The 15,890-nt window shown below is 59.7% G+C and carries 14 protein-coding genes and 1 pseudogene; 7 read left to right on the top strand and 8 right to left on the bottom strand.

The window, feature by feature from the left end; translation table 11 throughout:
• Positions 1–4: 4 nt before the first annotated feature.
• Together MF410_RS16090 and MF410_RS16085 are read right to left on the bottom strand one after the other, a co-directional pair.
• Complete coding sequence (locus MF410_RS16090; protein ID WP_097624817.1) at positions 5–1,720, bottom strand: type I secretion system permease/ATPase; 1,716 nt, start codon at positions 1,718–1,720, stop codon at positions 5–7.
• A 93-nt stretch (positions 1,721–1,813) separates the two neighbouring features.
• Entirely contained in the window at positions 1,814–2,389 is a 576-nt protein-coding gene (locus MF410_RS16085; RefSeq protein ID WP_012556558.1) for a hypothetical protein, read from the bottom strand.
• Positions 2,390–2,866: 477 nt separating this feature from the next.
• On the opposite strand from MF410_RS16085, the gene MF410_RS16080 reads away from it, so the two are divergent.
• The 3 genes from MF410_RS16080 to MF410_RS16070 all read left to right on the top strand — a co-directional run bounded on the left by MF410_RS16080 (position 2,867) and on the right by MF410_RS16070 (position 5,679).
• A complete protein-coding gene (locus MF410_RS16080; RefSeq protein ID WP_097624818.1) occupies positions 2,867–3,955 on the top strand; it encodes a hypothetical protein in 1,089 nt (362 codons plus the stop codon).
• A gap of 641 nt (positions 3,956–4,596) precedes the next feature.
• Positions 4,597–5,370, top strand: coding sequence for a response regulator transcription factor (locus MF410_RS16075; RefSeq protein ID WP_097624819.1), 774 nt, complete (start codon positions 4,597–4,599; stop codon positions 5,368–5,370).
• Between the two features lie 108 nt (positions 5,371–5,478).
• On the top strand, positions 5,479–5,679 hold the full coding sequence (locus MF410_RS16070; RefSeq protein ID WP_179867089.1) for a hypothetical protein: 201 nt from the start codon (positions 5,479–5,481) through the stop codon (positions 5,677–5,679).
• Between the two features lie 37 nt (positions 5,680–5,716).
• On the opposite strand, the gene MF410_RS16065 is transcribed toward MF410_RS16070, so the two are convergent.
• The 6 genes and pseudogenes from MF410_RS16065 to MF410_RS16040 form a co-directional block, all read right to left on the bottom strand.
• Positions 5,717–6,442, bottom strand: a complete 726-nt coding sequence (locus tag MF410_RS16065) for an SDR family oxidoreductase (RefSeq protein WP_239619891.1) — start codon at positions 6,440–6,442, stop codon at positions 5,717–5,719.
• A 10-nt stretch (positions 6,443–6,452) separates the two neighbouring features.
• Complete coding sequence (gene ugpC, locus MF410_RS16060) at positions 6,453–7,514, bottom strand: sn-glycerol-3-phosphate ABC transporter ATP-binding protein UgpC (protein WP_097624821.1); 1,062 nt, start codon at positions 7,512–7,514, stop codon at positions 6,453–6,455.
• A gap of 153 nt (positions 7,515–7,667) precedes the next feature.
• Positions 7,668–7,874: a DUF2160 family membrane protein gene (locus tag MF410_RS16055; protein ID WP_097624822.1), complete on the bottom strand. Its 207-nt coding sequence runs from the start codon at positions 7,872–7,874 to the stop codon at positions 7,668–7,670.
• 4 nt (positions 7,875–7,878) lie between these two features.
• The gene (locus MF410_RS16050) at positions 7,879–8,715 is read right to left on the bottom strand and encodes a carbohydrate ABC transporter permease (protein WP_097624823.1); all 837 of its coding nucleotides are present in this window, start codon (positions 8,713–8,715) and stop codon (positions 7,879–7,881) included.
• A gap of 4 nt (positions 8,716–8,719) precedes the next feature.
• Positions 8,720–9,595, bottom strand: a complete 876-nt coding sequence (locus tag MF410_RS16045) for a sugar ABC transporter permease (protein WP_097624824.1) — start codon at positions 9,593–9,595, stop codon at positions 8,720–8,722.
• A 94-nt stretch (positions 9,596–9,689) separates the two neighbouring features.
• A pseudogene (locus tag MF410_RS16040) lies at positions 9,690–11,122 on the bottom strand (extracellular solute-binding protein).
• A gap of 294 nt (positions 11,123–11,416) precedes the next feature.
• Between MF410_RS16040 and MF410_RS16035 the strand changes: the two are divergent.
• The 4 genes from MF410_RS16035 (at position 11,417) to MF410_RS16020 (ending at position 15,881) form a co-directional block, all read left to right on the top strand.
• Positions 11,417–12,301: a sugar phosphate isomerase/epimerase gene (locus MF410_RS16035; RefSeq protein WP_097624826.1), complete on the top strand. Its 885-nt coding sequence runs from the start codon at positions 11,417–11,419 to the stop codon at positions 12,299–12,301.
• Between the two features lie 61 nt (positions 12,302–12,362).
• Positions 12,363–13,577, top strand: a complete 1,215-nt coding sequence (locus tag MF410_RS16030; RefSeq protein WP_239619890.1) for an ROK family transcriptional regulator — start codon at positions 12,363–12,365, stop codon at positions 13,575–13,577.
• Positions 13,578–13,608: 31 nt separating this feature from the next.
• A complete protein-coding gene (locus tag MF410_RS16025; protein WP_097624828.1) occupies positions 13,609–14,586 on the top strand; it encodes a sugar kinase in 978 nt (325 codons plus the stop codon).
• A complete protein-coding gene (locus tag MF410_RS16020; protein ID WP_097624829.1) occupies positions 14,586–15,881 on the top strand; it encodes a class II D-tagatose-bisphosphate aldolase, non-catalytic subunit in 1,296 nt (431 codons plus the stop codon). Before MF410_RS16025 ends, MF410_RS16020 begins: the two co-directional genes overlap by 1 nt.
• Positions 15,882–15,890: the final 9 nt, after the last annotated feature.

Raw genomic sequence — 15,890 nt, 5'->3', positions numbered from 1 at the left:
CTCCCTAGGTTCCCGTTCGAGCCGGTGGCTGAAGATAGGTTTCATAAATCCGCTCGCTGTCGCCGAAGGCAGCCACCGTTCCGTTGCGCATGATGGCAATCTTATTGGTGACCGGCAGGATCCCCATCCGGTGCGTTATGATAACGACGGTCATGCCCCTGGATCTCATCCGCTCGATTGCCGTAAACAGCATGCGTTCGCCGTCATAATCCAGGCTCGAATTCGGATCGTCGAGAACGATAAGGGACGGATTTCCATAGGCGGCCCGTGCCAGCCCCAGCTGTTGGCGCTGAGCCCGAAGGAGCAGGTTTCCGCCTTCACCGATATCGGTCTCGTAGCCCTGCGGCAGTCGCATGATCGCGTCGTGCAATCCAACCAGCTTTGCGGCGTCGATCGCCTTGCCGGGATCTCCTCCGTCCAGCCGGCCGATCACATCCTTGATTGCTCCGCCGAAAAGCTCGATATCCTGCGGCAGGTATCCGACGTGGCAGGTCCCCCCGCAAAGACGCAGAGCCGAGATATCGACCCCGCCCAGAAGAGCATATCCGCTCGTTGCCGGCACAACGCCTGCCATGATGCGGCCCAGTGTCGATTTTCCCGATCCAGACGGACCGATGAGCGCAATGCAATCGCCAGGTGCCAGGCGCAATGTGATATCGGTCAATATCGGTCGATCGGCGAATGGCTTGATATAGCTGACATTATCGAGAACCAAGCCATTGGGTTCCGGCAGCGGCACCATGCGGGCATCGCATTCCGATGCAATTGCTATCAGCATTCTGTTCAAGCGATTGAAGGCATTGCGCGCAAACATGAAGGAGCGCCATGCCCCTATTGCGCCCTCGATCGGTGCGAGCCCACGCCCGAGCAGCAGGCTCGCAACGAAGATGATTCCGGGACTGCCGCTGTTGACGAGCACCAGCCAGGTCGCCGATCCCATCATCAGGATCTGCGCCAATGTGCGGATCGATTTCGAGAAACCAAGGATGATCTCCGTGCGATGCATCGCGATGTCCTGGGCCCTTCTTGCCATTTCCGCATCGCGATAGACGATCAGCGCTGCACCGTCCTGCATGCCCATGGCCCGGATCACTTCGATGTTTTTCAGTGCGGTCGCAAATCGCAGATAGCTCCTCGAAAGGGCAAGATTGGCGTGAGCAAGCGGCGCTCGCGTCGCCAGTTCCGTCGCCAACGCAAACAGCAAGAGCGCAACTGCGCACAGAAGACCGATGGTTCCAAGCAGCGGGTGAACAAGAAAGAGCAGAAGCAGGAATACCGGCGCCCAGGGAACGTCGAATAAAAGCGAGCTGGCCGGTGAATCGAGGAACTGGCGCAATGCGGCGAGATCCCTGTAGCACTCTGAGGCGGCTCCCGTATCGGCGCGAGCGGCATATTCGAACGATGCGGTAAGCACCATGGGCCGCAGCCTGTGGTCCAGCCAGCTGCCGATGCGCGAAAGAGCTGCCCTGCGCACGATATCGAGCGTCGACCCGACCAGCACGGCGATGGCGATGATCATCGTCAGCATCAGCAGCGTGTCGACGCTTCGGCTCGACAGGACCCTGTCGTAGATCTGCAGGAGATAGATGGAAGGCGTGAGAAGAAAGAGATTGTAGCCGCAGCTGTAAAGGAAGACCAACCCGAAGGCCCCGGCACAAGCCCGGAGCGCAACAACGAGCTGTGTCGGTGGTCGCGGCGGTTTTATGGAGATTGTTGTCATTATCAGATCTCGCTGCACTTGATACTGACAAGAAGAGACTGCTTGCCCTGAGGACCGCCGGCCGAAACCAGCGGCCCTTGATGTCGTCTGAGTTCAGGAACCGAGATGGTCGACGTCGATATGGCCGAAGGCGTTGATGAAGTGATCGAGAGAATTGGTCACCGTCGTCGTTTCGGGATCCGTGTGGACCAATGCCGACGAGATATCGCCGCCATGCGCCATGTTTCCGTTGCCGCCGTTGCCGCCGACACCGGCGAGGATGGTGGCATGCTGATCGGCCATAAGCTGCGTATATTGTGTCGCGGTCGTTGCCGCAGCCACTGCAGCCGTGTCGCCGCCGCTTGAGTTTCCTTGACTGCCGTTCGAGTTGGAATCTCCGCCCGCGCCGCCGTCGCCGTGGTTCGAGATTTTCGCCAGGAAGCCGTTCTGGGCCTCGGTAAAGCCACCGGATCCACCATGGCCGGCATCCCAATCGGCCGTCTGCCAAACGTGATCGCCGTTGTGCACATCGGTAGTGGCCCCATAGACCTTTTGCACGGGATCGACATATGCAACCGGGTTGTAGTTGATGTTGCCATCGTTGTGGCCATCACCACCGTTGCCGGCATTCGCGTCACCCGCATCCGGATGGCTGAGATGAATCGTGTCGGATATTTGTGGAATAGGCATTGATGTCACTCCTCTACTTGGTTTCGTGCGTGTTGGTTTTTTACGGCGTCCCCCTGCGGCATGCGTTCCGGCATATCGCCACAGCCAATACGACCGCGGAGGAATATTGCTCGCGATTTAAACTTTGAACTACCTAGATATTCGGAGACATTCCTTCGGATGTATACTTGATGTGGCGGAACGTTATTTGGATTGATGTTTGGTGATTTGGCGCAGGGCGGCATGCTCATGATCAAGTCTTCGACTTCGCCGAAGCGACGCCCGGAGCCTCTCATCCAAAGCCGATTGAGTGCTTGCAACGCGCACAGCGGGTGCTGCGGCCATGACACCCAAATGGCTAGAGAACTAGCCGAGTGGATGTAGACGAATTGCAGGCTCTGCTTTTCCGAGGTTCAGATGCACAATGCCTGAACAATTAAAGGCGGCATGGCGCCGCATGCTCGGTGGCCGTGCGGTCGACCGCGAATGGAGACGGTAATGGCGGAACCTCGTCCCTTATTGGAAGACCTGCCCAAGACGGGCACCGATCAACACCTCGCCGCCAATGTGGCTGCGGGGCATCTGGCACTAGTGCCGACCTGGCTTCCATTGGATGTCGCTTCCGCGCCAACTCATACGTCAGCCGGCAGCGGTGGTGACGGGATAAGCGAAGGCGTGATCAGCAGCAATGCGTTGGCCGTCTTCATGCCGTCCAATGCGGCTATTGCGGGACCTCATTCGAGTGCCGACGCTTTCCAGGGCAACGATGCATCAATCAATCAGCATCCCACCGAAATGGCTGGGATCGGCGGGAATGGCGGAAGCGGCAATGTTGCCATCGGCAGCGGCGATGGCGCCACTCATGCCGGCACCGGGGGCAACGGGCTCTTCTATGGCGGGCTGGTCAGCACCGAAGTCGCAGTCTTTGCGCCCGTCAATACCGCTGTGGCTGCCGGCCCAGGCGCGGAGGCTCACGCCGAGCAGTCGAACAACGCAATGTTCCTGCAGGGCGCAACCCAGATGGGTGGCATAGGCGGCTCGGGCGGAGACCATAATGTCGCGACCCATGGCTCGTCGATGAGCCCGGGAACTGCGTTGACATTGACCGGCGACTATTATGCCGGCCACGGCGGCGATGGATATTTCGTCGGCAGCATGGTCGACGTGAGCATCGCCATCTTCTCGCCGATCAACATCGCCATCGGCGCCGCAGGCGGCTCGGCGGAGGCTCATCAGACAAACAATGTGATTTTCGATCAGGGCACTGTGCAGATCGCAGGCATGGGCGGCAATGGCGGTGGCTTCAACCTGTCGTCGGACACGATTTTTACCGGCAACCATGCCGGTGGCGGTGGCGGCGACGGATCGTCGACCGGCGCCATGGTCGACGTCAATTTCGGCTATTTCCATCCCATCAACATTGCCGTTCCCGCCGGTGGGACGGCGGACGCCCAACAGATCGATCATGTTCTCTATGATCAGCATGCGCTTCAGCTGGCCGGCATAGCGGGCCACGGCGGAGAGGGTAACCTCACGGACGCCCATTCGGCGCTCGTCGACGACATTCTGACTTTCATGCATAGCTAGCGGGATAGACTCCCCGCTCGTATTGCGCCGGCACAACTGCACGAGATTGTTCTCGGTGCCGTTTTTCAAGCCTTATGATTAATCGCTTTCTTCGCTCGGTTTCAACGGAGATACCGACCATTCCCCCATGACCTTATCGGCATAGTCGGCGCCTTCGCGATGCTGCCTGAGTGAAAAGCGATGCCGGCTGGTATTAATGCGTCATTGGAGCGCGGTTTTCAGTAATCAAAAAGGGTAGTCGCCGATCTCAGGCTTTTGTTGCTTCCGGCATTTGTCGTTTTTCTGTCGAGATTTGCAACTGTTTTGAATTGAGACAGATAAATAACGCCGAACCGATCCGCACCTTGTTATGTAAGACAGCATTTTGCAGAATTGGACCGTAGCAGATCGGTTGGCTTTTCAACTCCTTTCAAAGCTTTGTTGACCTGCTTGCCGTACGTGAATTCGGCGAAGTCGGGAAAGTCTTCGGCGATAAGTCGAGCCATCGGCTAATGATGAACAAGCGCATCAATATGCTCTCAGAGAATAGTTATCTCTCATGGAAATCTTATAGGCTATAATAATTATCCTGAGAGATCAGACTATTGATAGTGGCAATACACTCGCTTTTTCTCATGACATGTCGCGAGAACAGGAATAGTATGAATGACTGTTGGGTTGCACATAATCTGGGGAGCACGCAGGTGTCCGACAGTGCTGGAACAAAGCGCCGGCGCAATGCACCAACTGTGATCATTATTGAGCATTCTACACTGGCGCGCACAACCGTGGTGAAGCTACTTGAGCGGGAACTCGCGGGGTGGAACTTAATCGATTTGAGCTCGACCGAAAGTCTCGATCGGGCGCTTGGAGCCGAGGTGCGTTTGATCGCATTGGATCTGGCCGGCAGAGGTTTTGAGAGCGCCAGCCTGCGGGATGATCTCGCCGCGATTACCGCACGTTTTCCCGAGGTTCCTATCACGTTGCTCTCAAGTACGGATGACGCCATCATTGCCCGTCAGGCGCTGAAGATCGGCATCCGCGGCTTTTTCTCGACGTCCCTTCCCATCGACATTGCTCTTGCCGGTCTTCGCCTCGTCCTGGCAGGAGGAACATTTTTCCCACAGCTTCTGGGGGCAGTTACAAACGGCTCAAACGAGCATAGCCCCGCCAGAAACGAGGCCGAAAAAAGCCTGGATGAGAGGACGCAATACTTGGCGCTTGCCGAGTTCACGCCCCGCGAAGCGGATGTCCTCGCAGAGTTGCAATCCGGCTGTTCAAATAAGGTCATTGCAGGAAAGCTCAATTTGTCGGGGCATACGGTGAAGATGCATCTGCAACACATCATGCGAAAGCTGCAGGCGCAGAACCGGACTGAAGTGGTTGCCCGCTTGATCCAAAGAGCCGCCAGCGGGCCTGACGCCTCGCCCAGTTAGGCCCAGCACCACCCGCGCGGCCGTGTTCATGTCAGCTGGTTTTATATCGTGAATCCCTCATGGGAACCGCGAGTCCAGCCGGCCGTTACCTTTTGAGGAACGGAGGATATGGACATGCGCAAGAAAAAGGCCATCGTCGAGGCGGCGCTCGAGTCCGAATATGAGCGCCAGCCGCTCGGGATCATGAATACGGAGCAAGCCCTCGAGCTTGAGGATGCCGACGGTCTTGTTTTCAGTCACCCGGATAAAGAGGCCGGGGTGACGGATCACTTTGTCGATCAGGAACAGTTGCGCCGATTGGTGCAGTAGATCTTTGCGCGTTTGGAAAAACGCGCAGCTATCGATCTCAGGCAATCATATAACCGCCGTCCACCGGCATCGATATCCCGTTCACCATCGCCGCCTCATCCGACAGCAGGAAGAGAACGACTTCGGCGACGTCGCTCGGCTCGGCGAAACGACCGACGGGGATGCGCTGCATCATCCCGGCGGCCTTCTCGGGGTCGCTCCAGGCCTTCACCGCCATTGGTGTCAGCGTCACCGTCGGGTGCACGCCGTTCGCGCGGATGCCGTGCGGGGCAAGCTCCTTCGGCATGACACGCGTCAAGCCATCCAGCCCGCCCTTCGATGCACAATAAGCTGCGTGGTCGGGGATCCCGACAAACGAGGCGACCGACGAGACGTTGACGATGGCGCCTTTGCGGCCCTCCTTGATCAGGAAGCGGGCATATTCCTGCGCCACGATCATCGGTGCACGTGTGTTGACCGCCACAAGCCGGTCGAATGCTTCGACTGTCGTCTCCAGGAACGGCTGGAGTTCGGTGGTGCCGGCGCAATTGATCAGGAAATCCGCCGGCAGGGCCGCAATCGCCGCCTTCCTCGTCGCATCGGCGTCGGCGAGATCGACCTCTATGGCGCGGCAACCCGCTTCCTCTCGCAGGGCGTCGACGTCGGCGGAACTGCGGGTGAGGGCAACGACATCAGCACCCCGTTCGACGAGCATCCGGGCAATTTCGCGTCCGATGCCCTTTCCCGCTCCGGTAACGATGACCGTCTTTCCATTGAAGTCCATGGTCGCCTCCTTACAGTCTCTGGCCCGTTTCCCGATCGAAGATATGTGCACGCCGGGGATCGATGTGGAAATACACCGTCCGTCCGGGATCTACCTCGATACGTTCGCGGATCAAGGCGTCGATCGGCACACCTTGCGTACGGCCGAAGATCAATGTCTCCGAACCCGTCGGCTCGAACACTGATACCTCGACGGGAACGCCATCGTCGCCGATCGTGATATGCTCCGGTCGGATGCCGTAGGTCACGGCTCGTCCGTCGTCCGCATTCGTCTTGTCGACGGGCAGGACGACGCCCTGGTCTGTGACGACGACCTTCCTGCCGTCGCGGGTGGCGATGCGGCCCTGAAGGAAGTTCATCGATGGGCTGCCGATGAAGCCGGCGACGAAGAGATTGACCGGGAAGTCGTAAAGATCGAGAGGCTTGCCGATCTGCTCGACCCTGCCGTCGCGCATCACCACGATCTTGTTGGCCATCGTCATGGCCTCGATCTGATCGTGCGTGACGTAGACGGTGGTGGTTTTCAGCCGCTGGTGAAGCTCCTTGATTTCGACGCGCATGGTGACGCGAAGTTTGGCGTCGAGATTGGACAGCGGTTCGTCGAACAGGAAGACCTGCGGATCGCGGACGATGGCGCGGCCCATCGCCACGCGCTGACGCTGCCCGCCCGACAGTTGCTTCGGATAGCGATCGAGATAACGCGTCAGGTCGAGGATCTCGGCGGCCCTTCCGACCTTCTCGTCGATCTCCGCTTTGGGGCGCTTGGCCATCTTCAGCGGAAAGCCCATGTTTTCGGCGACCGTCTTGTGGGGATAGAGCGCGTAGCTCTGGAAGACCATCGCGATGTCGCGCTCCTTTGGCGGAGCGTTGGTGACGACACGGCCGCCGATCCGGATGTCGCCGCCGCTGACGGTCTCGAGGCCGGCGATCATCCGCAGCAGGGTGGACTTGCCGCATCCGGAGGGGCCGACCAGCACGACGAATTCGCCGTCCTCGATGTCGACGCTGACGCCGTGCATGACCTGAAGCGCGCCATACCTCTTGGTGACGTCGCTAACCTGTACGTTTGCCAATGTCGTTCCTCCCTAAAGCATGTCTCGCAAAAGTGTGCAGCGGTTTTGCGATAAAGACATGCGTAAAAACAAAGACCTAAAGCGTGAGCGAATCTGAAAGATCGCGACGCGCTTTAAAGCAGCGCGGCTGGTGTGTTGACGGAAGTCATCGGCTCATCCCTTCCAGACGATGTAGGCGCCAAGCACCGCCGAGATTGCCGCCGCGCACCATACCGACAGCCCGACCGGCTCGATGAACCGCATCCAGAACAACGAGAGAGCGACCCAGATCACCACCGAGATGAACAGCCGGTCGAACCAGTTCGTTTCGATCGGCAGAAATCCCGGCTTGCGTTGGTTGTTTCTTGATTGAGAGCTCATGGCTTCACCCTTTCACCGCACCGAAGGTCAGGCCGGCGACGATGTGACGTTGCACCACTGAAAAGACGATGAGCGCCGGCACCAATGTCAGCATCGAGATCGCGGCCATGATGCCCCAGGCGGTCCCGGTGGTCGTCACATATTCCGACAGGCCGGTGGTCAGGGTTCGCGCATTGAAGTTGGTGAGCGTCGCTGCGAGCAGATATTCGTTCCACGCAAACACCCAGGTCAGGATCAGGGTCACCGCAAGTCCGGGCCGCGCCAGGGGAAAGACGATGTCATAGAGGACGGTCCATGGGCTGGCGCCATCCATATAGGCCGCCTCGTCCAATTCCTTTGGAATGCCTTCGACGGTCGGGCGCAGCGTCCAGATGGCGAAGGGAAGGTTGAAGGAGCAGTAGACCAGGATCATGCCCAGCCGGGAATCGGCGAGCGAGAAGTCGCCGATCTTGTAGACCTGCGTCAGCAGCAGGAAAAGCGGCAGCAGGAAGACCGCCGGAGGCGCCATGCGGTTGGTGATCGTCCAGAAGAAGATGCTTTCCTTGCCCGCGAGGTCGAAGCGGGTCAGCGCGTAGCAGGCAAAGAAGCCGAGCGTCGTGACGAGCAGTGCGTTGCCCGACGATATGATCATCGAGTTGAGCATGTATCCGCGCAGGGTCGGATTGGTCAGCACATCCTGGTAGTTTTTCCAGAAGAAGCTGCGGAGCACGACATCGGGCGTCGAGAACAGGTCGAAGGGCTGTTTCACCGATATGACGAACAGCCAGTAGATCGGGAAAAGCGTCGCGAGGCTGATTAAGATCCAAAGGACGACCGGAAGCCAGGGGGTCTGGTTTTTCATCGGATCAACCTCTCTTCACGCGGGGCGCAATCAGGCCGACATAGAGCAGCCAGCACACGACGATGGTGAGGTAAAGGACGATGACGGAGATGGCCGAACCATAGCCGTAATTGGTCTTGGGGAAGACCTCCTTGAAGATGTGGACGCCGATATAGCGTGTCGACGAACCCGGGCCGCCGCCGGTCAGCATCAGGACCTCGTCGACGGTGCGCAGCGCATCCATCAGCCTGATGAACACCGTGGCGAGCAGGGCCGGGCGGATCAGCGGGAGCGTGATGTGCCAGAAGATCTGGCTCTTGCCTGCGCCGTCGATCTGCGCCTGCTCGAACGGATCGGGCGGGAGCGAGACCAGTGCGGCGATCAGCGACAGGGTGACAAGCGGCGTCCAGTGCCAGATGTCCATGATCACCGTAACGGTGAAGGCCGCGACAGCACTCTGGCCGATATTCAGATCGTAGCCGAACCAGCTTCTGAGAAGATACGGGATGATGCCGATCGACGGTGTGGTCATCAGCTTCCAGACAGAGCCGACGATGATTGGCGCCATGATCAGCGGCAAGGTGTGGATCGTGCGAAACACCGCTTTTCCAGGAAAATCCTTCAGCAGCGCCTGGGCGAGGATATAGCCGAGGATCAGTTCCGAGACGACCGCGAAGAAGACGAATGTGAGGGTTATGCCGAGCGATGCCAGGAATTGGGCGTCGAAGACGAGCCGCCGATAGTTGTCGGCCCAATTGAAGACCATGCCCGGATTGGCCGCGAACGGGTTCCATGCATGGAACGAGACCCAGAGGACGTAGATGAACGGAAAGATCCCGAACAGTCCAAGGATCACGATGGTCGGTGACAGCAACAGCCACCCGAGCTTCTGCGAATGCATCGCCTATCCCCCATTGAACGTTATGTGACGTCCGCCCATCCTGGAGCGAAAGATGACGGGTCGTAGGACACGACCCGTCAATTGGGGAGGATGTTTATTTGCGATAGCCGAGCGATGTCAGTTCCTCTTCGGCCTTGGCCGCCATCTGGTCGAGCCCTTCATCGGGAGCGATCTTGCCGGTCAAGATGTCGTAGAAGATCGGGGCGGTCGCTTCCCGCACCTGCGCATGGAAGGGGTAGGGAGGAGCGCCGGCGAAGAGTTTGCCCTCATCCTTCAGCATCGTGTAGAAGCCGCCGAGCTTGGTATCCATCTCCTTCACCTTCGGATCGTCGAACGTCGCCTTATTGGTGATGCGCGGCGCAGCGATGGCCCAGTCGGGCTGCACTTCGTTCTGACCGATGAATTCGAGGAACAGCAACGACGCTTCCTTGTTCTTCGACGTGATCGGCACGCCGAAGGCGCCGCCGTCGTAGTAACCGATATAGCCCTTTCCGGCTTTTGCATCGTCCAAAACGCCTGGTTCGAGCGGCGGCAGCGCGAACCCGACCTTTCCGACGACCTTCGACTGCGCTTCATCGCTTGCAATCCACGCGGCATTCTCACCGTAGATCAGCCCCTGGGCGACACGGCCGGCGGCAAAGGTCGTTGCCGTCTCCGTCCAGGTCGACTGGGTCGATTCCGGCGGAGCGATGTCGCGCAGGTGCAGCCAATATTTCAGCGCGGCCTTCGCCTTGTCGCCGTTCATCGTGCCGCCGTGTTCGACGGTGGCCGCATAGTTGTTCTTGGCGTCGATGCCCCAATTGTAGACCCCGAACGTCGGCACGATGGACTCGAAGAATTCATACCAGGAAGCCGGATGGCCGGTATGGGCCTGGGCGGTCGTGCCCAGAGTTCCATGCCGTTGTCCTTGCCGTACTTGGTGAAGAATTCGGCAATCTGAGTGTATTCCTCGTGGGTGGTCGCCGGCTTCAGGTCCTTGCCGGTTTCCTTCTTGAAGGCCTCCTTGATCTTCGGATCGTCGAAGAGGTCCTTGCGATAGAGATATGTCTTGAGGAACGCTTCCATCGGCGTGCCGAAGAGATCGCCGTTGGCGTCCTTGAAATAGTCGGCGAAGCTGGTGAAATTCGAATCGTCGTAGGTCGGGGCCTTCAGATCCGGCTGATCCTTCAGCGTCTTGGTGATGTCGACGAGGAAATTCCTGGCCAGATAGGAATAGATGATGTCCTGCTCGATGTAGACCATGTCATAGATGCCGGTCTTGGCTTCCATGTCCTTGATCGCCTTGTCGTACATCTGATCCCAGGAGGTCGTCTCGATTTCGACCTTGATGCCGGTCTTCTTTTCGAATTCCGGAGCGAGCACGTTCTTGATGTAGTTCGATGGCGGGGTGCTTTCGGTGACGCCGTGCAGGGTCACACCCTTGTATTTTGCGCCCGCGTCGGACCAGAAGTCAGCCCAGGCCGGCGAAGCGGTCGTCGCAAGGCCGAGCGTCAGCGCAAGCGCGCTAGCCTTCAAAGCATAGTGCATTTCCAATCCTCCCAGATAGCAGCGAGAACATTCGCCGGTGCTTGTGTAGGCCAAAAAAACCGACAGCGCAACATTTGTTGTCTAAACATGCAAATAGATAGCCTATCCCATTGATTTTCACAGGAACAAATTTTTCGTACCGACCTGGAAACGAAGGCCATGGCATAAAATGCTGCAACGCAAAGTCTTTTTGCAGGACAGCAAAATGACGGTGTCAGAATTTATTTGTTGCCTTGCCAAACTAAATGGCATAGCACTGGGCACAATCACCGGCATATCGTGGAGGAAAGACCTATGCGTCGATTGGGTATCCATTCATTTGTATGGACAGGCGGCCAAACGCAGGAAGGCCTGGAGATGGCCCTCAACAAGACCGCCGAACACGGATATCGCACCATCGAATTTGCCTATCTGCGCCCCGAGAAATTCAATCTCGACCGGCTGGCAAAGCTCGCCCAGTCCCTCGATGTGGAGATCGGCGTAACCATGGGGCTGCCGCTCGACAAGGACGTGTCGAGCGAGGACGCTGCTGCGGTGTCCGCCGGCAGGCAGACGCTGGCCGACGCCGTTCGTGCAGTCCGTGATATCGGCGGCAACAAGCTCGGCGGGATTCTCTATTCCGCCCACACCAAGTACAATCGCCAGCCGACGAAGAAGGGCTGGGACAACAGTGTGGCCGCGATCGCCGCGACCGGCGAGGTCGCCAAGCAGGCGAACGTCGACATAGTGCTGGAGGTGGTCAACCGGTTCGAGACCAACCTGCTGAATACCACGGCGCAGGGGCTGAAGTTCATCGCCGAGACGGGATCGCAGCATGTTCGTCTCCATCTCGACACGTTCCACATGAACATCGAGGAAGCCAATCCGGCCGCCGCCATCCGTCTTGCCGGCGACAAGATCGGTTATTTCCACATCGGCGAAAGCAATCGCGGCCATCTTGGTGATGGCGTCATCGACTTCGAGCTGATCTTCGACGCCCTGCTCGACATCGGCTACGAAAGAGACATCGTGTTCGAGAGCTTCTCGACGACGGTCGTGGATGAAGGCCTGTCGCTCGCCTGCGCCATCTGGCGCGATACCTGGGAGGACAATGATTTGCTTGCGGCGCACGCCAAGCGCTACATCGAGCTGAAATATGACGAGGCCAAGCGTCGCCGGGCCACAAACGCGCGGCCCTGATTATCCTTCTGACAGCCTGTTCCAGTCGTGTAAGGGTGGGCGGCTTGAAGGGAATAGACCTATGAACGACACCGTCTCCATCGGAAGTTCGCCGCGCAGGATCCGGCAGAACAACATCGTCGCCGCCTTACAGACGATCTATGTCCACCGAAGCCTCAGCCGGGCCGATCTCGCTCGTAAGCTCGGCATGAACCGCTCATCCTCGGGAGAGATCGTCGCCGAACTGACCGAGGGCGGGTTCGTTCAGGAGTCGGAGGAGAGCGGCAGGCAGCGCCTGGAACATTCCCGTGCTGGCCGTCCCGGCATCATGCTTGAACTGGTTCCGGATGCTGCCTTCTTCGTCGGGATAGAGATCGGCGTCGAGCATATATCGGCCGTCGTTGTCGATCTCTCCGCCGAAGTTCGCGCATGTCGGAAAGTCGCGTTCGACACACCGTCTTCGACGGTGGAGGAGGCTGTGGCGCAGGGTATCGAACTGATTGTCGGCGCAATGGCGAAGCGCATGATCGACAGGTGCAAAGGCTTGGGCCTATCGACGCCGTCCCACGTGCGTCCGGATGGATTTGTCACACTGGCGCCGATCATCGGCTGGCGGGACGTGCCGTTGAAGGAAATTGCCCGGTCAGCCTTCCCGACCGCCGTCCCGATCGCGGTCGAAAACGATGCCAATGCGTTTGCGATCGGCGACAGCTATCGTCACGGCGTCGCAGGGGTGACCCTGTTCCTGCTGATGGAAACGGGCGTCGGTGGCGGCATCATGATCGATGGCAAGCTGTTTCGCGGCGGCCATGGTCTGGCGGGAGAAATCGGCCACACGCTGGTGCCGGGAAGCGGCGGTCAGAAGCTCGAACAACTGATCGGTCGCGAGGTGCTGATCGGTCAATATCGCGAGGCTGTCGGACACGAGGACGCCGATCTGCAGGATTTCCTTGGTGGCGTTCGCGACCGCGTCCCGGCCGCGGTCAACATCGCCGAAACCTGGTCGCGCCATCTTGCATATGCACTGCTGCAGGCCTGTCGCCTGCTCGACCCAGACAGGATCGTGCTGGGCGGCTCCGTGGCACCGCTCTATCCAATGGTGGCTGCCCGCGTGGCGGTTCACATGTCGGAAGGCCAGAACATCGCTTTCCCCACGCCGGAGATCGTCGTGGACGATGATGCAGAGTTCGATTCCGCCTTCGGGGCGGCATGCATGCTGCACCGGCGCTTTCTGTCGTTGGAGAACGAGGAGTTCGGCAGCGAGGACGGTGCGCCGGTCCAATCGGCGCTGAGTTAAGAGACAACAGGGATCGAAAGCAGGACTGCATATGGCTTCAATACTGGCTCCGGACGCACTTGGTCCCACGGTTTGCGTAGGGGAGATCCTCGTGGAGATCGTCGCAACGACGGTTGGAAACGGCTTCCTCGAAGCCCAGCCGCTCGTCGGTCCGTTCGCGAGCGGTGCGCCGGCGATCTTCATTTCGCAATGCGGCCGTCTCGGCGGTCAGGCGGCAATGGTCGGCGCCGTCGGCGATGACGATTTCGGCCGGGTCAATACCGATCGCCTCAAGCGCGACGGCGTCGATATCTCGGCGATTTCGATCGATCCGGATTACCCGACGGGAAGCGCTTTCGTTCGCTACCGCAAGGATGGCTCCAGAGATTTCGTCTACAACATCGCCACCTCCGCAGCCGCGCGCTTCGGCTGGTCCCGAGGGGTCGCCGATCTCATCGATCGGACCGGGCACCTTCACGTGATGGGCTCCGCGCTGTCGGTTCCGAGTGCCCGTGCGGTGATCGACAAGGCGGTCGACATTGTCAAGGCGCGCGGCGGAACGCTGTCGGTCGATCCGAACCTTCGCAAGGAGTTGAAGCTGGACGAGGAGACCGAACGCCGGTTTGCCAAGCTTGTTGCTGCCGCCGATCTGCTTCTGCCGTCCGGAGAGGAGCTTGAGCGCGCCGCCGGTGTCGAAGGCGAGGCGGAAGCGATCCAGCGTTTGTTCGAGATAGGCGTCAAGGAGATCGTGCTGAAGCGCGGCGCCGGCGGCGCGACCTACTTCGCCAGCAGCGGAGACCGCATCCACGCTCCCGCCTTCGTCGTTCAGGAGGTCGACCCTACGGGGGCCGGCGACTGCTTCGGCGGTGCCTATCTCACCTGCCGGCGGCTCGGAATGTCTCCAAAGCAGGCTCTGACCTATGCCTCGGCCGCCGGCGCCCGCAACGTCACGGTGCTGGGGCCGATGGAAGGTGCGGGCACCCGCCCGGAACTCGATGCATTTGTCGCGTCAACGGAAAGGCGGCCGTGATGGAGGTGCATCTCAACGAACTGGCGAGGCTCAGGATCGAAGGCCACCCGAAAGGCGTGACCTCCGTATGCTCCGCCCATCCGATCGTGCTGCGCGCCGCCCTCCGGCACGGGCGGCAACAGAAAAGCACCGTGCTGATCGAAGCGACCTGCAACCAGGTCAATCACCTCGGCGGCTATACCGGCATGACGCCGAGCGATTTCGCCTCCCTCGTCATGAAGATCGCGGCGGAGGAGGGGTGCCCGGAAAAACTCATCGTTCTCGGCGGCGACCACCTCGGCCCCAATCCGTGGTGCGACCGGCCTGCGGAGGAGGCCATGGCCGAGGCGGAGACGATGGTTGCCGCCTATGTCGACGCCGGGTTCCGCAAGATTCACCTCGACGCTTCGATGGGCTGCAAGGGCGAACCGATGGCGCTCGACGACGTAACCACCGCCCGTCGCGCCGCCCGGCTTGCCGCGGTCGCCGAGGCTTCGGCCAGGAAGACCGGTGGCGCGATGCCGGTTTACGTCATCGGCACCGAAGTGCCGCCGCCGGGCGGGGCCGACCATCCCCTGACGACGATCGAGCCGACGGCTGCCGCGGCGGCGTTGAAGACGATCGAAGTCCACCGCCGGATCTTTGCGGCGGCCGACCTCGGGCAGGCGTTTGGGCGGGCAATCGGCCTGGTCGTTCAGCCGGGTGTCGAATTCGGCAATCACAACGTCATCGTCTACGACAGCAGCAAGATGGAGGCGCTGCAATCGGTGCTGACCGAGGAGCCGCAATTCGTGTTCGAGGCGCACTCGACCGATTATCAGGGCGCCGAGCCGTTGAGCGCGCTGGTGAAGGACGGTTTTCCGATTCTGAAAGTCGGTCCCGAACTGACCTTCGTCCTGCGCGAGGCGCTCTACGGGTTGGACGCGATCGCTTCCGATCTCCTGCCCGGTTATGGCCAGCGTCCGCTCTATGCGGCGATGGAAGTGTTGATGCTCGACCAGCCCGGAAATTGGCGGCGCCACTATCACGGAACGGAGGCCGAGATGCGTTGGCTGCGGCATTACTCGCTGTCTGACCGCATCCGCTATTATTGGGCGTCGGCTGAAGCACAAGAGGCCGTCTGGGGCCTGTGCGAGGCTCTTCGAGGGCAGTCGGTACCGCTGCCATTGTTTTGGCAGCATATGCCGGCCGCCCAGCATTTCGCCGAAGCGCCGCTCGATCCGGATGAGGTTCTGATCTGGAGAGTAACGAAGAGCCTGGCGGACTATCATGCCGCCTGCGGCGTCGGAAAAAATGAGCAATCGGGATCAAGATAGGAGGAGACA

This window comes from Rhizobium sp. C104, assembly GCF_022354505.1.
GTDB classification, from domain to species: Bacteria; Pseudomonadota; Alphaproteobacteria; order Rhizobiales; family Rhizobiaceae; genus Rhizobium; species Rhizobium redzepovicii.
The sequence above is the reverse complement of the archived record's forward strand: the minus strand, read 5'-3'. Positions and strand labels throughout refer to the sequence as shown.